This window comes from Sphingobium sp. LMA1-1-1.1 (assembly GCF_040676365.1).
Taxonomy (GTDB): Bacteria; Pseudomonadota; Alphaproteobacteria; order Sphingomonadales; family Sphingomonadaceae; genus Sphingobium.
Window position 1 is genome coordinate 90,992 of sequence record NZ_JBEGHS010000023.1, and the last position, 20,151, is coordinate 111,142.

A 20,151-nucleotide genomic window follows, 5' to 3' on the forward strand; every position below is an offset into this window, starting at 1 on the left:
TGGCTGCCTACGGCAGCAGTCATTTCCCCATGGAGGGCAATATATGAAATGGCTCCTGCTTGCCGGCTTAGGCCTGTCGGCCCCCGCCCTCGCGCAGGAGGCATCTTCGCCGCCTGCCGAGCGGGTGAGCCTGCGCCTTTCCGCCCCCGAAGCCAATCAGGGCGCCGCGTCGGACGGCAGATTCGTCTATGCCATCGATAATGACCGGATCGGCAAATATCGCATCGATACCGGCAAGCGTGTTGCGCAATGGCAGGGGGATCGGCGACTGTTTCCCCATATGAACAGTTGTACCGTGGCCGGGCGGGAACTGGTATGCGCCGCATCCAACTATCCCGCCGTGCCGCAGACCAGCGCGGTCGAATTTTTCGACACGGCGACACTCCGTCATCTGCGAACCGTAAGCCTGGGTTTCGGCCCGGGGTCGCTCACGGTGCTTGATTGGCATAACGGCAAATGGTGGGCGGTATTCGCCAATTATGCAGGCAAGGGCGGAGAGCCGGGACGCGACACGCGCTACACGTTGCTGGTTCGCATGGACGACACCTTCCGTCAGGAAGCGGCATGGACCTTTCCGGCAGAGGTGCTGGCCCGTTTCGCCCCTTATAGCTGTTCGGGCGCAAGCTGGAGCAAGGATGGCAGGCTTTATGTGACCGGGCATGACCGGGCGGAAATGTACGAACTCGCCTTGCCCGAAGCGGGTTCGGTGCTGGAACTGCGCCGCACCGTCGCGATCGCGACGCCGGGCCAGGCGATCGATTGGGATCCGGTGCGCGCCGGCCGCCTCTGGTCGATCGACCGCGCGAAGAATGAAATGATCGCCAGCGAGATTCCAGGGGAATAGGATGAGCTCAACTTAGCCGCAAACCCGCCCACAAAGGCCGGACGACCTCAGGCGGCAACCTCATCACGCTCAAGGATGAGGGCGGGGCTTCTGCCCATACGCTTGAGGTCACGCCACGCCTCGACGAACTCTCGGTGTTCGTCCGGGGCGGAAGCATCATTCCGCGTCAGAAGCTGGTTCAGAGCACCGATGAGACGCCGACCGGCCCGCTGGATCTGGATGGGTCGGATTGCAGCGGCAGCCTGTATCTGGACGACGGCAAAAGCTTTGCTTACCGCAAGGGCTCTTTCGTCAGAAAAGCCCTCACCTGTTCTGTCGGGAAGGACGGCAGCGTTTCCGTGACCATCGGGAAGAGCGAAGGGACCTTCCAACCCTGGTGGCGGGAGTTCAACGTTATCGTGCATGGGATGTCGCATCAGGCCGGGAAGGCGGTGCTCAAAGGCACGAACTCTGGCGATCTTCCAATCGTCCGCGGCGATGAGGTGATTTCCGTGCTTATTCCTGCGCGCAAGGAGGAAAGGACGCTGACAATTGACTGAAACCGGCTCACTTCGGAGATGGTTTCCGACTGGCGTGGTGCACCGCGTCCCGCCAGTCCGGTTTCCAACGTAAGGCGCCGACTGTGCTGAGTTGCTCAGCTTGAGGCAAGACCACAGCCAATGGCGGCTGACCGCCGGCGAGATCGTCATTTGCGAGGGTAAGGCACATGCCTGACCCTCGCTCGGAGACAAGATGATCAGGATTACATTTTGAACCGGACACCCAGACTGAAGTAACGTCCCTCGACCCTGAGATCGCGGGGGAAATACTGGGTCTCATTATAGTAGCGATAATTGTTGAACGGCTGGCCCAGGATGTTGCTCACATTGCCGACGATCGTAATCCCCTTGATCGCTTCGTAGGAAGCAGAAAAATCAAGGCGCGAAATGCCGCGGGTAATCTCCCCGGCATATTGATCCTCATTCGAGTTGCGGTTGTAGCTGTTGATGTAGCTGGAGCGATGATTGTAGGACAGACGAGCCGACACCGGCCCCTTCTCGTAGAAGCCCGTCAGATTATAGGCCCATTTGGAAAGGCCGGTGATCCGCACCTGGCGCGCACCCTCACCCAGAACGGTTGGCAGGGCATTGGTCCCGTCGAGATAGGTGACATTGGCCTGGACGCCGAAGCCGGAGAGCAGGCCGGGCAGAAAATCGAAGAATGTCTGGAAGGATGCTTCAGCCCCCTTGATCTCGCCCTTGCCGGCATTTTCCGGCCGGTTGATCTGAATGCGCCCATAGTCGGGGTCCATCAGGTCGCGGGTATAGTTGCTGATGAAGCCTTGCAGATCGCGATAGAAAACCGCCAGCGTCGCCGACCCATTTTTGGAGAAATAATATTCCAGCGTGGCATCGTAATTTTTCGATGTCAGCGGCTTGAGATCCGGATTACCGCCGCTGCCGAAGGCGGCATATTGCGGCGGAGACCCATCAGGCCCGGGGCTGTTCCGGGTGATGTTGAGCGACGGGTTGAGCTGCCCGAAGCTCGGCCGCGTCCGTGTCTGGTTATAGGCCAGGCGCACCTGGAATTCGGGGGTCAAGCGGATCCGTGTCTGAATCGACGGCAGGACGTCCAGATAGTTCTGGCGCGAGATTTGCGAAATGATCTGCGATGTGCCGTCTGCACCATTCACCCGCGAAAAGCCGGAATAGCGGCCATCGGTGTTGACAACGCGGACACCGAAGGTGCCGTCGACATCGATACCGCCAAGTTCAAACTCATATTTGCCCTGGCCGTACATGGCATAGCTGGCTTCCTTGGCCGTAAAGCCATTGAGCGGGTCGAACGGAATTTCCTCGGTCGCAAACTTGGTGACGGCGTCGCGGATGCCGCCGTCATTGGGAAACATGACCGTCAGTTGCTGCACCGACGCATAGGCCAGCTGCCGCAAGGCCTCGACATTGTCCCGAATGGCGCTCCGGGTCGGCGCCAGCCAGTTCTGAAAGCGCTGGGGGTCACCACGGAAGCCGTCGTTTATGAGTTCCAGTTCACCCGTCGGCAGGCTGGCGAGCGGAAGCCCCAGCCCGGCCGTATAGGCATAGCGGTTGTTGTTCTGCATGAGCGCGGTGCGATCGCTTGCCCGGATGCCGACCTGAATCCTGGGTAGCCAATCGATATCGGTTGCAAGGTCGAGATCAAGACGCCCCTGTACGCCATCGCCCTTGGTAACGAAGTGGCGCTGATAATAGCCGCGCCAGACATAGTTGGCCGGATTGGTCTTGTCGAAATCACCCAGGTCGAAAACCGCCGAGCCCTTGACGTCCCAATCGACATTGATGGTCGGCGCGCTGGCGAGCTGACCATCGACGCTGTCTTCGTCCGCTTCATATTTGCTGTAGGTGTAGGCGAAGTCGCCCGACAAGGTGACGCGGTCGCTTTTCCATTTGAAGCCCAGAGCGGCCTGATAGGTGTCGGTCTGGTCGTCCTGGGTGGAACGAAAAAATTCGGGCACATAGCCGCCCGTCTTGGTGAAGCTGGCGGCCTTGAGCGGCTCCCCTTCGACCAGGACCACATTACTCAGCGTCGGCGCGACACCATCGATGCTGCGACGCTCGAAATTGACGTTGAAGCCGTCGCGCAGCACCTTGCCGCGATAGGCCTGCCAGAGGCCCTCCGCATAAATTTCCAGGTCCGGCGTCGGGCGCCACTGGATGGCGCCGTTGATGGCGGGCCGATGCCGGACGCCCTTCTCGTAGAAATTGCCGGCATTGGCGGGAAAGCGGAAATTACCCACGCCCGGCGTCGTCACGGTCATGTCGTCGGCGGGATCGTCCGTACCGAAGCCCAGCGGACTGATGATCGCGGAATCGGCATAGCGATCGGCATTACGGTAAGTCATGCGGACATAGCTGAAATTGACGAGAGCGCCGATCTCGCCGATCGACGTGTCCCAGCGCTTGGTCAACAGAAGGTTGGCCGATGGATCGAAGGCCTTGGATTGGTCATTATAGGATCCGCGGACCTCGCCGGCAATTTCCGTGTCCTTGACGTCGAAGGGACGGCGCGCGCGCAGGTTGATAAGGCCTGCAAGGCCGGGTTCGATGAGATCGGATGTCCCGGACTTGTAGACCTCCAGGCCAGCAGCCACGCCTGCGGGGAAATCCTGCAGGTGGAGCACGCGGTCGTCAGCCGTGAAGAACTCACGGCCGTTGAAGGTCGTGTTCACATCGGGAAGGCCGCGAACGAGAACCACACCCGCTTCATCATTGTAACGCAGGACCTGAACACCGACGACGCGGGAGATCGCCTCTGCCGCATTATTGTCGGGTAGCTTGCCGATATCTTCCGAAACAATCGCATCGACGATCGCATCGGATTGCCGCTTCATGTCCTGCGCCGATCCAAGCGCTGCGCGATAGCCGGTCACCACGATGTCGGGAACGGACACGGAATCGGCCGTTTCCTCGCCCTTCTTCAAAGGGACGTCGCTTCCCGCCTCCTGCCCGATGGCAGGCACCGCTAGCAGCAGAGATGCGAGCGAAGTGGAGCCGAGCAATGCAACTGTCTCGAAATTCATGATTATCCTCCCTCTGTTCATAGCTGCGCTGGCCGCACAAAGCCGTTCCCGACTGGCTGCGTCAGCGGAAATCCAAAAATCATCCGATGTGATGGGGCTGTTTCAGCCCTTCAGTGTGGAGATCGTCAGCGTTGCACCTCCGGCTTGATCGGCCATGCCGTGACGTTCAGCATCGCGGGTCCGTCACGGGCCGATGCACTCCAGCGCAGGCCGCCCGAACCGCGGAAGAAGCGATCGGTGATGGTCTGTTCGCCATCATTGATGAACAGTTCAACGATCGATTCATCGACCAGCAGGCGAAGCGAAACCTTGCCCCTGCTCAGGTCTACCCGCGCCACATGGCGGTTGGCAAAGCCGTCATGGAAATGTGGACCGGAGCGGGAGCGGTCGACAAAAACCTCGTTCACCGCCGGGTTGACGCCGATGACCATCTGATAGCCCTCACCGTCGGTCAGCGTGATCGCCACCTGCTCGCTTTGTTCCCAAGACAGATCCGCCTTGAGATCGACGGCGCCGCCCTCGATCGGAAGCGAGACGGGTTCCTTGCCCAATGGCAGCTGCCGCGAGATATGCTCGCCGCTCCGCAAACTTTCCAGCTCCCGGACGGGTCGCTGCGTCAGGCGATAGCCCTGGGCTGTTTTCCTCAGGGAAATGGAACGCGCGACGGTCATGATGCCACGGGCGGGATAGGTGGGAATCGCCTCGGCATACCGCCAGTCGTTGGCCCAGCCGATCCAGATGCGACGCGGATCGTCCTTGGGAAGGTCGTTCCAGGCAACGGCGGCGTAGAAATCGGCGCCATAGTCGGTCCAGACCGGTTCCCCGCCCCACCCCTCGACGGGAGTGAAGCGACGCCCATCAAAGTCGCCCACGAAATATTGGCCGCCAGAGCCGCCCCCGACCGCCTGGTCGCCAAGATTGATGCTGAGTACCCAGCGCTGTTCGCCCGGCTTCCCGCCTTCAACCGGAAGCAGATTGAGGTCGGGGCATTCCCAGTTGCGTCCCCGACCACCCGCTGGTCCGAAGCTGCTGGCGAAGGTCCATTGCTTGAGATTGGACGAAGTGAAAATGACCGCGCGATTTTCAAGCGCCATGACCGCGATCATCACCCATGACTTCGTCGGCTCGTGCCAGAAGACCTTGGGGTCGCGAAATTCGGGTGAACCGACGCTCAGCACCTCGCCATGCACGGTCCAGGTGCGGCCGCGATCATTGCTGTAGGCAAGATATTGGGACTGCAGCTTGGCCTTGGGATTATGTCCCGTGTAGATGGCGATCATTGGCGGCTTGCCGCCCTGGCCAAAACCACTGCTGTTCTTCCAGTCGATCACCGCACTGCCGGAGAAGGCCATGACATCAGCGGTTTCGGGGATCGCGACGGGCAATTCCTGCCAGGTTACCAGATCCCGGCTGACCGCATGACCCCAACTCATATGACCCCAGCGATCGCCATGTGGATTATATTGATAGAAGAGATGATACTCCCCTTCAAAATAGACCAGCCCGTTGGGGTCGTTCATCCAGTTCCGCTTGGGCGCGAAATGATAGGCCGGGCGGGGGTCGGCCCGCTGCGCTTCGGCCTGCACCGAGACCATCAGGGCCGCCGCCGTCAGCAGGGCAATCTTTCCGGTCATGCCTGTGCGCTCCCCAGGTCCATGTCCTCCAGCGCCACGCCGTTGGTTTCCGGCATGGCCTTCCACGTCCAGAAAAACTGAAGCAGCATCATTGCGCCGAAAAAAGCGAATACCCAGCCGCCGACGCTGGCTGCAAACACCGGAAAGGCCCAGGTGATCGCGGCGGCCATGACCCAATGGGTCGTGCTGCCGAGCGCCTGTCCCTTGCCGCGAACAGCACTCGGAAAGACCTCGGAGATAAACACCCAGATGACAGCGCCCTGGGACACGGCAAAGGCGGCGATGAAACCCAGCAGACCAACAAGGATCAGCGTACCGTCGGGATTGGCGCTTTCAAGCTGATAGCCGACGAGAAGCAGGGCGGCGGCACACAATATGGACCCGATGTACAAGAGCGGCTTGCGTCCGAAGCGGTCGATCAGGAAGAGCGCACCTATCGTGAAGAGCAGGTTGGTCCCGCCAATGGCGATGGACTGCAGCAAGGCACTGTCCGCGCCTGCGCCTGCCAGTTCGAAGACACGCGGCGCATAGTAGAGAAGCGCATTGATACCCGAAAGCTGATTGAACATGGCAATCGCGATGGCGCAGGCGACGGGACGGGCATAAGCTGGCTGGAACAGCTTGGGCGCCGCAGACCGATCGACACGTGCCTCAGCCTCCTGGATGTGGCGAAGTTCGCCGGCCGGATCAAGAAAGCCAAGCTTCCTCATGACACCGAGCGCCTGCGGTCCCCTGCCATTGATCGCCAGCCAGCGTGGGCTCTCAGGCAGCAAAACACTGACTACAAGGAAAAGGGCCGAGGGCAGGGTAACGATGCCGAACATCCACCGCCATGCGGTCTGCGCTGACACAAGGTTGGCAATCATGTAGTTGGACAGGAAGGCGATCAGGATGCCAAGGACGATATTAAGCTGGTTCATCGCGACCAGCCGCCCCCGGAACCGCGCCGGGGAGACTTCGGCGATATAGATCGGCGTCACGACGGACGCAGCGCCAATTGCCAACCCTCCCAGAAATCGGAAAGCCAGAAGCGTCAACCAGGAACCCGCAAGGCCCGTGCCAAGCGATGACACCACATAGCAGATTGCGACCGCCAGCATCACGGCCCGGCGCCCGAAGCGGTCGGCCGGCGCTCCAGCCACCAACGAACCGAGCACGGTGCCGATGAGAGCGGAAGCGACAGTAAAGCCCAACATGCCGTCGCTGAGGCCAAATCGTGCCTGCAGCGCCGAGGTCGTGCCTGAGATGACGGCCGTGTCGAAACCGAACAGGAGGCCGCCGAGCGCCGCGCCGGCCGCGCTCAAGATGATCGCGTTGGTGACCCGGGCATCACCTGCCTCGCCCGTCTGGTGAGCCGCGCGATCCGATACAGAGGGACTATGCAAATGCAGCTCCTGACAGAGAGGATTGGTTGGAGAATGATGGAAGTTCGACGGACCAGTGCATCGGCCACTGGCGTATCGCGGTCCGGTAGGCGAGCGCCAGCGCGCCCGTCAGACCCGCCGATGCTCCGGCTGTAGGCGCCACGACATAGTCGTTCATTTCCAGGGCACGCATGCTGGTGTCATAACCGGCAAGCTTCGCGGTCAGGGCAGTCCGGACCCGCTCGTACATGCCCGGCGATTCCATGACGCCCCCGCCGATGATGATGCGGTCCGGACGAACAACGTACGTCAACGTCGCACACAAGCCAGCAAGATAGTCGGCTTCGATCTCCCAGCCCGGGTGATCGATCGGCAGTTGTTCACCCGGCACACCCCAGCGCGCCCGCATCGCAGGGCCGCAAGCCAAGCCCTCCAGGCAGTCGCCGTGAAAGGGACAGATGCCTGGAAACAGCTCATCCCCTGCGGCGCGGGGCAACCGGATATGCCCCGCCTCGGGGTGATTGGCACCACCATGGGGAGCGCCGTCGATCAGCAGACCCACGCCAATGCCGGTTCCAACCGTCACATAACAGAAAGTATCGAGCCCCTGCCCGCTGCCGAACAGCCTTTCTCCAACCGCCGCACAGTTTACATCGGTATCGAGCGCCATTGGGGCGTCGATCATTTGGGAAAAATGACCAAGCAGATCGACATCCTGCCAGCCGACCTTGGGTGTGGACGTGATGCGGCCATAATCCCCGGCGACAGGGTTGAGCGACAGAGGGCCAAAGCTGCCGATCGAGAAAGCCGACAAAGGACCAAGATCAGCACCGGCCTGCACAAAGAATCTGCTCGCGGCGGCGAGGGTATCAGCCGGAAGAGTTGTTGGAATCCGTTGCTGCCGGATAATACGCCCGTCGCGATCTGCGATGCCGCAGAGGAATTTCGTACCGCCGGCTTCAACGGCCCCCAGGAGGAGATTGTCATTCTGCATGATTTACTCGCACGGCAAGCCAACCCCTGCATGGTGAAGCATGGGCTGAAGCTTTAGGAATATAGGATTGATTGCGGGCATGCGGCGCCGCCCAGCGCGAGCCCGGAGACAGAACGCCGTCAAGGCTCAATCTGCGAAAATCAAGTGGGTTAGCCGCCACGACCGTCCTCTTCCCTGCTGTGCAGCACGTATTCGTGCTTGCCCGTCACCACATGTGGCTCTCATTAAATCTACAAATGTGATTTAGTCTGTCAACCGCATTTTTGCGACGATGAAAGATATCGCGCTTCCCAAAAAAATGGGGGAGGATCTGAGCTGAAAGCCCTTATCCTCCCCCCTTACATTTCCAGCGTGCAGTCTGGAAACTGGGCACTTCCCGTCCGGTTCAGACGAGCTTTGTCGGGTTGGTCAGGCGCTCGCAACGGAAGAAAGGAGAGATTCACAGCCGCTGCGCGCCACGGGTCCGAACGAAGCCAAAAGACACGGAACTATGCTGCCCGACCTGTCATAGTCTGAAGCTCGAATCCCCACCTGACCCAATAAATCTATCAATGTGATTTAATGTGTCAAGCGAGTCTCGCGTTCGGTCGCCCTTGCCAATTACCTCAAGGCTGTTCCAAATCATCCATCCCTATCGCGCATCCTCTTGCTGCCGATACTTTGAGCGGAGTCGCAGGTGAACAAACGTGGCAGCAATGCAGTCGGTGTACGGCGGTATAATGAGCGCCTCATCCTTGCCACGGTAAGGCGACTGAACGGCGCCTCCAAGGCTGACCTTTCAAGGATTACCGGTCTGTCACCGCAAGCGGCCGTCCGCATTGTCGAAAGCCTTGCGAACGAAGGGCGCCTGATCAAAGCGGGAAAGCGGACAGGAGGAATGGGCCAGCCTTCGGTCATCTACCAGATCAACGGGGACAGCGGCTGCACGATCGGAGCCGAAATCGGTCGCGACAGGTTGGTATGCACCATGCTCGATTTTGATGGTCGCGTCATCGCATGCGAGAGCACAAGCGCGCCCTATCCCAGCCCAGCGAGTGCCGTGGAGCATATCCAATCCTTTGCGCGAAAATATATGCCGCAACTACGCAAGGAGCAGCGCGAAGGCTTTCTGGGCTTCGGAATCGCAATGCCCTGGTTCATCGGCGAATGGCGCGAAGAAGCGGGCATCGCGGCCCCGCAGGCCGCTGCCTGGGCGGCGCCGGGGCTGGAGGAGTTTTTCCAGAAGGAACTGGATGGCGCGGTTATCTTCGAAAATGACGGTAATGCAGGCGCCCTTGCCGAGTTCATGTCGGGATCGGGCGTGGGGCTGACCAATTTCCTCTATGTGCATATCGGGAATTTTGTCGGCGGCGGGCTGATCCTGAACGGGGAGATCAAGCGCGGCAAGAACGGCAATGCCGGTGCGCTCGCCTCCATGCCGATACCTCAAGGCACCGGCGTGGATTTCCTGTTGCACGCAGCATCCCTTTATCAAATGACGACCAGTACAGCCGAAGCAAACCCGGATTGGGAAGGCTGGATAGCCCGTTGCGCCGATGCGCTGGCTTTCATCATCATCAGCGCAAACAGCCTTCTTGACCTCGACGCTGTGGTCATCGGGGGAGGTCTTTCACAGGAAAAATTGCGCAACCTTGTGGGCCGCATCCACAGCAATATCCAACAGGCAGCTCCGCGGGACTTTTTCTGTCCGGAACTGAAAGTCGGAGAAAATGGCGGAAAAGCTCCTGCAATTGGTGCTGCCTTACTCCCCCTTTTCTCGACCTACGCCCCAAACCTCATATCCCTGCTAAAAAGCGATGCAACCCCGGCAGAGGTCGGTCCATGATGCTTGGCCAACAGATGACGATCGCGTCGTCCGTTAACCAAGATTCGTTTCAATGCAGATGCTTGAGGAACGGCGTGAAGACGCGGGAGAATTGGCTATAACGAAAGCCTGGCTTCGCCGGCCTGCGGCTCAACGGGTCGCTTCGCGACGAACTGCTCAATGGCGAAGTGTTCTATAGGCTCGCCGCCGAGGCAAAGGTGCTGATCGATATCCGGCATCCGGGTCCGATCTTTCATAGACCACAGGATAGAGACGCTATCTACTCGGCCATTGCTGAACGCCTCGTCTCCGGTAGTGGCCAAATCCCCTATTTCCCCAGGAGACGCATTGCATCCAGGGTGAACTTAAACCCCAGGATGAAGGCATCCTTGATGTTCCGCCTACGCTCGGGCGCCCCGGTCTGGTCGGGATGCAAGATATATTGCAGGTTGGGCGACAGGCGGATCGCCGGATTGACCTGAAATCCATAGGCCAGTTCCATCATATACTGATGGCGGCGAATATCGGCACGCCCGCCTGAAGTAACCCGCGCAGCATTCATCCTCTGCATTGCAAGGTCGCTGAAACGCTGATCGTTGATGGCGAAGCCGATCGTGTCCTGATCGCGCCCGGCGAACGTGCCGGTCTGTACGATCCCCATGCCCAGATAGCGGCTTTCCTCAACCCGGCCGGACAGGTTGGTCATTGCCACGCCAAAGATGCTCAGCCCCCGTTGCGAGGCCAGGTCAGGGCGCGTGAGCATCTGATCGAAGCGGACATAGAGGCCTGACCGTCCGTTCCGCGTCGCCGCTGGCCGACCGGTCAGGATCGCGATACCCCCCTGATCATCACGCAGCGGATCGGCATAGTCGCCACGATCAAACCAACCGCCCAGAATATAATGTCCCGGCAGACGATCATCGGCAGAATCCCGACCATAGCTCAACTCCCAGGGCACGATCACCCCGGTCGCATTCTTCGTACTGAAATTGAATCCATGGTCGCTCGCGCGCTTGCGGTCGGGGTTCACTTCGTAGACGCCGGCATGCAGCATGACCTGCGGCGTCACATGCAGCTTGGCATGGGCCATCCAGCTCGATGCCGGGAAATAGGTGAAATTGCTGTTCTTGAAGACGAAGGTTGGATTGCCGCAGGCCGAATTGGTCTGGAAATGACAGTAAAGTGGCGAGTTGAGGAAATGGATGTTCGCCTGACTGCGCCCGGCCTCGACATCCAGACGCCCGTCGAAAAAGGTCTGTTGCCAGGTCAATATTGCCAGATGCGTATTCTGCGTGCCGTAGATTTCCTGCACCGACGTGTTGTTGCCGATGGCCATGGCAGCCAGATTCTTGCCGTGGCGATTGGTGACGGCAAAATGCAGCGTCGCACCTCCGATGCCGATGATCCGGTTAAGATCAAGGTCGGCACCGACATAGACCTGCCCGGCATGGGCCGCTTCGCGGCGAAGCCCGCCAGAAACATTCGCCGCCGCTTCACCTGTATAGCTAAGCGACAGCGTCACACCCTGCTCGGCCAGCGGCTGCCATGAGGCTGGAGCCTCCGACCGGGCGGGTGCTCGATCTCTGCCGGCTTCAGCCTGATCCTGCGCCAGTGTGACGGGCGCGGCAAAGGCCACGGCGCTCGCCACGCAGGCGGCACTCATCTTCCTGAAATACATTGAAACCCTCTCCAATTATGCTTTCGCTTAGGCGTCAGGCCTTCATTTGATTGCGGGGCGCTTGAGCATTCCGACCAGCAGCGCGCTCACGACAGTGCCGACCAATATGGCCAGCGCGTAGACACCTACATGCGTGACCGCGCCCGGAATCGGCAGCACGAACAGGCCGCCATGCGGCACCTTGAGTTCGACGCCCATTGCCATCGAGATGGCGCCAGTCACGGCTGATCCAGCCATCAGTGCCGGAATGACACGCAGCGGATCGCGTGCCGCAAAGGGGATCGCGCCTTCGGTGATAAATGCCAGGCCCAGGACCGCAGCCGCTGCTCCCGCTTCGCGCTCTTCAGGCGTGAAACGATTGCGGAACAGGCGAGTGGCGAGCGCGACGGCAAGCGGCGGCGTCATGCCAGCGGCCATGGTCGCGGCCATGGGCGTATAGACCTGACTGGCGATCAGGCCGACCGAGAAGGCATAGCCCGCCTTGTTGACCGGCCCGCCCATGTCGAATGCCGACATGGCGCCCAGGATGAGGCCGAGCATCAGCGCGCTCGATCCTTGCATGCCGCGCAGCCAGTCGGTCAGGAAGGCCAGCACCGCGGCGACCGGTGTGCCCACGGCATAGAGCATCAGTAGCCCGGTCAGCAATGTGCCGAGCAACGGCAAGATCAGGACCGGCTTCAATCCCTGCAAATTCTTGGGAAGCCGGATGCGACGATTGAGCCAGTCGACGCCATAGCCAGCAATGAAGCCGGCAACGATGCCTCCCAGAAAGCCGGCCCCCAGATTGGCAGCCAGCAGGCCGCCGATCATGCCCGGTGCGATGCCGGGACGATCCGCAACCGAATAGGCAATATAGCCCGCCAGCGCCGGCACCATCAGCATGAAGCCGCCCTTGGCGCCGATTTCGAACAGGGCATGCGCCAATGTACCTTGGGCAGCCGCATCATTGGCGTGGATGCCACCCAGCGCGAAGGCGAGCGCGATCAGCAGCCCGCCTGACACCACGAAGGGCAGCATGAAGGACACCCCGGTCATCAGATGCTTGTAGGGACCGGCGCGCTTCGCGGCCGCCGCGTCGCCCGACGGGGCCATAGCCGCTTCCCCGCCCTGCACGGTGGCCTCCGCCAATGCCCGCTCGATCAGCTTCGCACCGCCGGTGATGGCAGGCTTGGTGTTGCCCGCAAACACGCGCTTTCCAGCGAAACGGCTGCGGTCGACCTCCCGATCGGCGGCGATCAGAACGACATCGGCGGCGGCGATCTCCTCGGCGGTCAGGGGATTGCCTGCCCCGACCGAGCCTTGCGTCTCGACGCGGATGGGATAGCCAAGCTGCCGTGCGCCTTCGGTCAACCCTTCGGCCGCCATGAAGGTATGAGCGATGCCGGTCGGGCAGGATGTGATCGCGACGATGCGGGGCTTGGTCGCAGCCGAGGCCGGCTCCCCACCGCCAGCCAGAGCGGCGACGGGATCGGCCAGCACCGCCTCCAGGGTAAGACGGCGATGCGGTCGGGTTTCGGCGGCGCTATCGACGCCTTCCGGACCAACGAGGAGAAAATCGCCCTCGGCATCGCCAGGCAACGGGTTGACAACGCCCTGCGCGGTCCGCAGTTCGATCTCGATGACGCGCCCCTGGGCGCGGGCAGCCTTGCGCAGCGCTTCACCAGCAAGGACGCCGGCAACGCCGGACTCGCCGGCCTCCACCACCGCGAAAATCCTGCTCATTGCTTCTCTCCCATGAGAATTTCCGTCTCGACGCTGGCAGCGAGCGCCTCGATCCTGTCCCTGGCGGGCAGATGCGGACCCGCACATCCCAGTTTGCCGACGGCAAAGGCGGTCGACAGACGGGCGATACGATCCAGTCCCGCCTCCTCGATCAGAGCTGCCGCCAGACCGGCAACCATGGCGTCGCCTGCGCCGACCGTGCTTTCCACATTGTTCGCCCTCAGGCCCGCGCGCAGCAGTTCCGATCGGGTCAGGAACAATGCCCCCTGTGCGCCCATCGATACGGCAATCAGGTCGACACCGCGATCCAGCAGCCCCGTGGCGACCTCTATGATCTGATGTGGGGCATCAATCGGAGTGCCATGCCATTCCGCCAGTTCATGCAGATTGGGTTTCACGATATTGGGCAGGACCGCGCCATCCAGTGCATGGCGCAGGGCAGGGCCGCTGCTGTCGAGCAGAACGATCGCGCCCCGGCCACGCAACATGACGATGAGGCGGGCATAGATATCGGGCGGACATCCGGGCGGAAGGCTGCCCGCCAGGATGACGAGATCGCCGGCCTGCACCTGCGCATCGAGGGTCGCGATGACGGCATCGACGCCGGCCGGAGGCACGGCGGTGCCTTCCATGTTGATGTCGGTCGTGCCATGGGCGTCGACCAGCTTCAGGTTGACCCGCGTGCTGCCAGCATGGCGCTGGCAACGGTCGACGATCGATTTGGCGGCAAACAGGGCGTCGAAGGGCGCGACATTTTCGCTGCCCAGCAGCCCCATGACCGTCGACGGCACGCCCCAGTCGGCAAGGCAACTGGCAGTGTTGATCCCCTTGCCCCCGGCATCCAGCCTCATCGAACGGGCGCGATGCACCTCACCGGGAATGAGCCGATCAAGCATGACCGTCTGGTCGATCGCGGGGTTGAGCGTCAGGGTGAAGACGGCCATCACGCACCCTCCCCGTCCAGCGCGCGCACATCGGCGGCGCTTGTCGCATCAAGGGCACGGGCGGCGAGCGCCTGAAGTGCGCCAAGGCTGCTTGCGCGGATGCGTGCCTTCACGGCGGGAATGTCGCGCGGCGTCATGGACAGTTCGTGGACGCCAAGACCGGTCAGCAGTGCCGCGCCCAGCGGGTCCCCCGCTATGCCGCCGCAGACGCCGACCCAGCGGTCGTGCCTGCGTGCACCCTCGACCGTCATGGCGATCAGGCGGAGCACGGCCGGATGCAGGCTGTCGGCCTCGCTCGCCAGTTCCGGGTTCTGCCGGTCGATGGCGAGCGCATATTGGGTGAGGTCGTTGGTGCCGATCGAGAAGAAATCGGCATGGGCGGCAAGCTTATGGGCCTGGACGGCGGCGGCGGGCACTTCGATCATGATGCCGATGGGGACGAGGGGCGCGTCCAGTTCCGCCCGGATCGCTTCGCAGCGTTCGCGCAGCGCGATGAGTTCGGATGCCGAGGTGATCATCGGGAACATGATCGACAGGTCGCCGCCCCCTTTTGCTGCGCGATAGAGGGCGCGCAGTTGCGGCTCCAGCAGGTCGGGGCGACGCAGCAGCAGGCGCGCGCCGCGCACGCCGAGGAAGGGATTTTCCTCCCTGGGCAGATCAAGATGCGGCACCTGCTTGTCACCACCGATGTCGAGCGCGCGCACGATCAGCGGCCGATCGCCCAGCGCGCCGATCATCGCGCGATAAATGGCGCATTGCTCCTCTTCACCGGGGCTGTCGCCGCGTTCGAGGAACAGGAATTCCGTGCGCATGAGGCCCACCCCTTCCCCGCCCTGCGCCAGCGCGAAGGCGACCTGATCGGGCCGGTTCACATTGGCGCCGATAGCCAGTTCATGACCGTCCAGCGTGCGGGCAGGAAGGGCGCGTTCCGCCTCCTCGGCCGCGCGCCTCGCGGCGATGTCGGCGATCCAGGCACGGGCGGAAGCGATATCCTCCGCCGAAGGATCGAGCCAGATGCGGCCGCTGTCGCCATCGACGATCGCGGTGGTCCCGGCCGCCTGCGCCAGCAGATCAGCGCCACCAGCCACCACAGAAGGCAGACCGAGCGTGCGCGCCAGAATCGCACTGTGGGAAGTCGGACCCCCCAGCGCGGTGGCAATGCCCGCCACCCGGCTGATGTCGAGCGTCGCGGTGTCCGACGGCGACAGGTCCGTCGCGACCAGCACGCATGGCTGTTCCGGCAGATCGGCCAATGTGCCCACGCTCAGGCCCGGATCGATATGGGCTAGCACGCGCCGGCCGACGTCGTGCAAGTCGGCAGCACGTGCAGCCAGCACTGGATTGCCCAGTGCGGAAAGCTGTCCTGCCATGCGGTCGATCGCCTGATGCCAGGACCAGGCTACGCCATGACCTTCGACCATCAACTGGCAGGTAAGGGTGATGAGATCGGTATCGTCCAGCAATCCGGCCTGCGCCGCAAAGATCGCGGCCTCCCCCGCACCCAGACGCCGGGTGGTGTCGTCGACCAGTGCCTTCATCTGCGCCCGCGTGCGGACCAGCGCATCGTTGAGCAGCGCGCCGCCGGCAACGAGATCGACCGGCTGGTCCGGCACATCCAGTTCCGCCGCAGCAAGAACATGGACCGGGCCGATCGCCAGACCGGGGCTGGCCGCGACCCCAGCAATCATGGCTGGAGCATTTTCGTGATTGCTGACCGGCTTCCAGCCGCGCACAGGTGCCTTCGCCTTTTCGGCGGCACGGGCGGCATCTGCCTTTTCGCGGGCGGTGAGGCCAGTGACAGTACGCATGAACCGGTCCAGCGCCTGCCGGTCACTTGCCGAAATGGTCGCGCGGTCGCCTGCCTTAAGTCCCAGTTGCAGCAGCGAGACGAGGCTGCGCGGATCGGCAATGTCCCCATCATGGCGGATGCGTATGGGCGTAGCCAAGGTCTTGGCTGCTTCCGCCCAGGCTGAGGCGGGCCGGGCATGCAGACCTGCCGGATAGTCGATCGTCCATTCGATCCGTTCGGCCAGATCCTCTGCGACGGGCCGGGCTTCGCCGGAGTTGGCGTCCTCATGGAGGGCAGCGGCAATATCCGCCGGATCGTCGGTGGCGAGCAGGGTCGCCAGCCGCGCCTCATCCTGAATCAGGCGCGTGAGGCGGCGGAGAATCGCGATATGACTGTCGGAACTGGCAGCGATGCCGACGACGAGATGGGCGCGCTGGCCAGGATTCCACTCGATTCCCTCGCGCAGTTGCAGGACCACGATCCCGTCGCGGCGCACCAGCCCCTTGTCCTCGCCCAGGCCATGTGGAATGGCGACGCCCGATCCCAGATAGGTGTTCGCCACCGCCTCCCGTCGCACCATGCTCTGTTCGTAGCCGGGCGCGACGCAGCCCGCAGCGACCAATATCTGGCCGGCCTGCAGGATCGCAGCCTCCTTGTCGGATGCCCGCGCGTCGATGCGGATCAGGTCTTCATGACGAAGCGCATTCAAGGGTTCGGCAATCATAGCTCTTTGGCATCCTCTCTCTTCCTCTTAAGAAAACGTTTTCTCATGATTCTGTCAATACACTTGCAATATCCCCATATAATCGGCCATATTCTGGGCAGAATTTAGAGAGGATGAGGAAAACGATTTTCCCATGACAGCCGGTATCAAGGATGTTGCGCGAGTCGCCGAGGTATCGCCGGCCACTGTCTCCCGGGTGCTTTCCGGGCGGGCGGTTGATCCAGCCATGCGCGACAGGGTGCTGGCGGCGGTTACGACAACAGGCTACCGTCCCAATCTTGCAGCGCGTCGGCTACGGTCGCGCCACAGCAACACGATCGGCCTCATCGTGGCGGATATCCGCAATCCCTTCTTCACCGCCGTGTCGCGCACGGTCGAGGATATCGCCTATGAACGAGGTCTGCGGGTCATATTGTGCAATACGGATGAAGATCCCGCCAAGGAGGCGATGTATCTCCAGTTGATGCAGGAAGAACGGGTAACGGGGGTGATCCTGGCGCCTACCCGGCAAGGTGCGGAGAAGGTATCGCGGGCCAAGGCAGAGCATCCCATCATCCTGATCGATCGCGTAGCCGCGACAACGACGGATTGCGTCGTCCTCGACAATGAAGCGATGGCAGGCGCCCTGGTTACCCATTTACATGCACAGGGCTTCACTTCGATTACCGGCCTGTTCGGCGCGGCCAGCACTACCGGTGCCGAACGGCGCGCCGGCTTTGAACAAGCCGCCCGTACGATTGGTATCCACACTCAATCCCTCTCCGTGCCGCATGGCGAAGGTGAAGCAGAGAAGCTGGTCAGTGCTCTGTTGCAGGCTCCCGATCGTCCCGAAGCCATCATCGCGAGCAATGGCGTGATGCTGATGTCGGTGCTGCGAGCCGCTCGTTTTCTGGGCCTGAGCGTCCCCAAAGACTTTGCCCTGGCGGGGTTCGACAATGATAGCTGGACAGAATTTGCAGCGGATGGGCTGAGCGTTATCGAACAACCGGTGGAGGAGATCGGGCGCTCGGCCATGGCTATGCTGCTCGACCGGCTCGACCATCCGAACGCCGCCGCTCGCAAGGTCGTCCTGAGCGGACGGCTCATCGCTCGCGGATCCACGATGCGGCGCGACACATCACTAAGCCACAATGGGGACTGAGGACATGAAACCGCCAATCGGCAGAGACACCAGATTGTGCATGTCGCTGTCAGGTCGCCCCGGAAACGCCGGATCACGCTTTCACAATCGCCTCTACGAGATCCTGGGACTGGACTATGTCTATAAAAGTTTCAGTACGCAGGATCTGGCTGCAGCGATCGGTGGCGTCCGCGCATTGGACATCCGCGGCTGCGCCATCTCCATGCCGTTCAAGGAAGTGGTCATTCCCCTGATCGATGAGCTTGAAGCTTCCGCTCGCGTGATCGATAGCGTCAACACCATCGTCAACGACAGTGGCCGACTGACTGGCTACAACACGGATTATGTTGCGGTTCGCCAGTTATTGGAGAAGCGCATTGATAAACCGGTACCATTTCTGCTCCGCGGTAGCGGCGGAATGGCGAAGGCCGTCGCTGCCGCGCTCAAGGATGCAGGCTTCGTCGATGGGATGATCATCGCGCGTAACGAAATGGCCGGGCGGGCGATCGCAGACCAATATGGCTATCACTGGCACATGGATCCGCCGCAGGATGGCGCGCCGTTGCTGATCAATGTCACGCCATTGGGTATGGACGGCAAGGACAGCGCAGCTCTGGCCTTCAGTCAGGAGCAGATCGCCGCCTGCAGCATTGCCTTCGATGTCGTTGCCCAACCGGTCGACACGCCCTTCGTTCGCGCCGCAAGAGCCGCACGAAAGAATATCATCTCCGGTGGCGAAGTCATCGTGCTCCAGGCAGTCGAGCAATTTATTCTGTATACAGGCGTAAGGCCGGAAGCCGCCGATATCCATGAAGCAGCGCGATATGCCCACGGTGCAGACGTTGCCGCAAGAATAGCTGATTAACTCTCCTTCCCTCCCCCATGCAGAGGCGCACCATGCAGGCCATCTCCCTCAGCCGTTTCCTGATCGAGCAGCAACGTCAGGCTCAGGCGTTGCCGGGAGAATTGCGCCTTCTCATCGAAACGGTCGCGCGCGCCTGCAAGACGATCAGTCATGCAGTATCCAAGGGCGCACTGGGCGAAGTCCTTGGCAGCCTTGGCAGCGAAAATGTTCAGGGTGAGGTTCAGAAAAAACTCGATGTCATTGCCAATGAGTTGCTGCTCGACGCCAATGAGTGGGGTGGCCATCTGGCAGCCATGGCGTCCGAGGAGATGGAGACCCTCTATCCCATTCCCAATCGCTTTCCGAAGGGCGAATATCTGCTGCTGTTTGATCCGATCGACGGCTCAAGCAACATTGATGTCGCCCTGAGCGTCGGCACGATCTTTTCTGTACTCAAGGCACCCGAAAATGCTTCAGGGCGCGAGGTAACGGAGCAGGATTTTCTTCAATCCGGCATCCATCAGGTTGCAGCCGGCTATGCGATATATGGACCGCAAACGCTGCTGGTTCTGACGATCGGATCCGGCGTCTACGAATTCACTCTTGATCGCGAAATCGGCTCATGGCGGATGACCGATGGCCCCATGCAGATGCCGCAAGGCAATCGGGAGTTCGCCATCAACATGGCGCGCAGACGTCAATGGTCGCCGCAAATCAAGCGCTATGTCGAGGAACGTATTCAGGGTGCGGAAGGGCCGTTGGCCACGGACTATAATATGCGTTGGACCGCCTCCATGGTGGCCGACGTACACCGAATTCTGAAAAGAGGGGGCACCTTCCTTTACCCCAAAGATGCGCGCCCGGAAGGCGAGGCGAGGCTACGCCTCATGTATGAAGCAAATCCGATGGCTTTTCTGGTAGAACAGGCAGGCGGCGCAGCCATAGACGGTGACCAAAGGATCATGGAAATCTTGCCCACCAAATTGCACCAGCGGGTAGGAGTAATTCTGGGCGACAAGGCAGAAGTCGTTTCACTTCAGAGCGACCGAACAGCCGAAAACTAAAGCCGAGCCGACAACGCCGCACCAGAGAAACCACGTAAATTCAATGGACTAGTTCCACAAGAGATGTCCA

Annotated in this window: 14 protein-coding genes; 6 read left to right on the forward strand and 8 right to left on the reverse strand. The window is 61.3% G+C overall.

Annotated elements, in window-relative coordinates; genetic code table 11:
• Positions 1 to 43: 43 nt before the first annotated feature.
• Together MRBLMA1_RS11965 and MRBLMA1_RS11970 are read left to right on the forward strand one after the other, a co-directional pair.
• A complete protein-coding gene (locus MRBLMA1_RS11965; protein WP_363737072.1) occupies positions 44 to 844 on the forward strand; it encodes a YncE family protein in 801 nt (266 codons plus the stop codon).
• 134 nt (positions 845 to 978) lie between these two features.
• Positions 979 to 1,383: a DUF5110 domain-containing protein gene (locus tag MRBLMA1_RS11970; RefSeq protein WP_363737073.1), complete on the forward strand. Its 405-nt coding sequence runs from the start codon at positions 979 to 981 to the stop codon at positions 1,381 to 1,383.
• 203 nt (positions 1,384 to 1,586) lie between these two features.
• Here MRBLMA1_RS11970 and MRBLMA1_RS11975 read toward each other — a convergent pair whose 3' ends face one another.
• The 4 genes from MRBLMA1_RS11975 to MRBLMA1_RS11990 form a co-directional block, all read right to left on the reverse strand.
• A complete protein-coding gene (locus tag MRBLMA1_RS11975; protein WP_363737074.1) occupies positions 1,587 to 4,400 on the reverse strand; it encodes a TonB-dependent receptor in 2,814 nt (937 codons plus the stop codon).
• Positions 4,401 to 4,525: 125 nt separating this feature from the next.
• Positions 4,526 to 6,034, reverse strand: a complete 1,509-nt coding sequence (locus MRBLMA1_RS11980) for a glycoside hydrolase family 32 protein (RefSeq protein WP_363737075.1) — start codon at positions 6,032 to 6,034, stop codon at positions 4,526 to 4,528.
• Entirely contained in the window at positions 6,031 to 7,419 is a 1,389-nt protein-coding gene (locus tag MRBLMA1_RS11985; protein ID WP_363737076.1) for a sugar porter family MFS transporter, read from the reverse strand. Before MRBLMA1_RS11985 ends, MRBLMA1_RS11980 begins: the two co-directional genes overlap by 4 nt.
• A complete protein-coding gene (locus MRBLMA1_RS11990) occupies positions 7,412 to 8,392 on the reverse strand; it encodes an ROK family protein (protein WP_363737077.1) in 981 nt (326 codons plus the stop codon). Before MRBLMA1_RS11990 ends, MRBLMA1_RS11985 begins: the two co-directional genes overlap by 8 nt.
• Before the next feature lie 877 nt (positions 8,393 to 9,269).
• Between MRBLMA1_RS11990 and MRBLMA1_RS11995 the strand changes: the two genes are divergently transcribed.
• The gene (locus tag MRBLMA1_RS11995; RefSeq protein WP_363737078.1) at positions 9,270 to 10,217 is read left to right on the forward strand and encodes an ROK family protein; all 948 of its coding nucleotides are present in this window, start codon (positions 9,270 to 9,272) and stop codon (positions 10,215 to 10,217) included.
• 307 nt (positions 10,218 to 10,524) lie between these two features.
• Here the strand turns inward: MRBLMA1_RS11995 and MRBLMA1_RS12000 are convergent, their stop codons facing one another.
• From MRBLMA1_RS12000 to ptsP, 4 genes are read right to left on the reverse strand one after another with little or no spacing between them, the layout of a single operon-like run.
• Complete coding sequence (locus MRBLMA1_RS12000; RefSeq protein ID WP_363737079.1) at positions 10,525 to 11,874, reverse strand: carbohydrate porin; 1,350 nt, start codon at positions 11,872 to 11,874, stop codon at positions 10,525 to 10,527.
• Between the two features lie 42 nt (positions 11,875 to 11,916).
• Positions 11,917 to 13,596, reverse strand: coding sequence for a PTS fructose transporter subunit IIC (locus MRBLMA1_RS12005; protein WP_363737080.1), 1,680 nt, complete (start codon positions 13,594 to 13,596; stop codon positions 11,917 to 11,919).
• Positions 13,593 to 14,540 (reverse strand): 1-phosphofructokinase family hexose kinase, encoded by a 948-nt coding sequence (locus tag MRBLMA1_RS12010; RefSeq protein ID WP_363737081.1) that lies wholly within the window; start codon positions 14,538 to 14,540, stop codon positions 13,593 to 13,595. The genes MRBLMA1_RS12005 and MRBLMA1_RS12010 overlap by 4 nt, the downstream gene beginning before the upstream one ends.
• Positions 14,540 to 17,053, reverse strand: a complete 2,514-nt coding sequence (gene ptsP, locus MRBLMA1_RS12015; protein WP_363737082.1) for a phosphoenolpyruvate--protein phosphotransferase — start codon at positions 17,051 to 17,053, stop codon at positions 14,540 to 14,542. The genes MRBLMA1_RS12010 and ptsP overlap by 1 nt, the downstream gene beginning before the upstream one ends.
• 133 nt (positions 17,054 to 17,186) lie before the next feature.
• Here ptsP and MRBLMA1_RS12020 point away from each other — a divergent pair, with 133 nt between their 5' ends.
• The 3 genes from MRBLMA1_RS12020 to MRBLMA1_RS12030 are packed head-to-tail and all read left to right on the forward strand — an operon-like array spanning position 17,187 to position 20,081.
• A complete protein-coding gene (locus MRBLMA1_RS12020) occupies positions 17,187 to 18,194 on the forward strand; it encodes a LacI family DNA-binding transcriptional regulator (RefSeq protein ID WP_363737083.1) in 1,008 nt (335 codons plus the stop codon).
• Positions 18,195 to 18,198: 4 nt separating this feature from the next.
• Positions 18,199 to 19,038, forward strand: coding sequence for a shikimate 5-dehydrogenase (locus MRBLMA1_RS12025; RefSeq protein ID WP_363737084.1), 840 nt, complete (start codon positions 18,199 to 18,201; stop codon positions 19,036 to 19,038).
• A 32-nt stretch (positions 19,039 to 19,070) separates the two neighbouring features.
• The gene (locus MRBLMA1_RS12030) at positions 19,071 to 20,081 is read left to right on the forward strand and encodes a class 1 fructose-bisphosphatase (protein WP_363737085.1); all 1,011 of its coding nucleotides are present in this window, start codon (positions 19,071 to 19,073) and stop codon (positions 20,079 to 20,081) included.
• The last annotated feature ends 70 nt before the right edge of the window (positions 20,082 to 20,151 follow it).

Coding starts and splice junctions, on each gene's coding strand:
- MRBLMA1_RS12010 (WP_363737081.1), bottom strand. CDS start 14,540: ATGGCCGTCTTCACCCTGACGCTCAACCCCGCGATCGACCAGACGGTC.
- MRBLMA1_RS12020 (WP_363737083.1), top strand. CDS start 17,187: ATGACAGCCGGTATCAAGGATGTTGCGCGAGTCGCCGAGGTATCGCCG.
- MRBLMA1_RS11980 (WP_363737075.1), bottom strand. CDS start 6,034: ATGACCGGAAAGATTGCCCTGCTGACGGCGGCGGCCCTGATGGTCTCG.
- MRBLMA1_RS11990 (WP_363737077.1), bottom strand. CDS start 8,392: ATGCAGAATGACAATCTCCTCCTGGGGGCCGTTGAAGCCGGCGGTACG.
- MRBLMA1_RS12005 (WP_363737080.1), bottom strand. CDS start 13,596: ATGAGCAGGATTTTCGCGGTGGTGGAGGCCGGCGAGTCCGGCGTTGCC.
- MRBLMA1_RS11995 (WP_363737078.1), top strand. CDS start 9,270: ATGGGCCAGCCTTCGGTCATCTACCAGATCAACGGGGACAGCGGCTGC.
- MRBLMA1_RS12025 (WP_363737084.1), top strand. CDS start 18,199: ATGAAACCGCCAATCGGCAGAGACACCAGATTGTGCATGTCGCTGTCA.
- MRBLMA1_RS12000 (WP_363737079.1), bottom strand. CDS start 11,874: ATGTATTTCAGGAAGATGAGTGCCGCCTGCGTGGCGAGCGCCGTGGCC.
- MRBLMA1_RS11965 (WP_363737072.1), top strand. CDS start 44: ATGAAATGGCTCCTGCTTGCCGGCTTAGGCCTGTCGGCCCCCGCCCTC.
- MRBLMA1_RS11975 (WP_363737074.1), bottom strand. CDS start 4,400: ATGAATTTCGAGACAGTTGCATTGCTCGGCTCCACTTCGCTCGCATCT.
- MRBLMA1_RS12030 (WP_363737085.1), top strand. CDS start 19,071: ATGCAGGCCATCTCCCTCAGCCGTTTCCTGATCGAGCAGCAACGTCAG.
- ptsP (WP_363737082.1), bottom strand. CDS start 17,053: ATGATTGCCGAACCCTTGAATGCGCTTCGTCATGAAGACCTGATCCGC.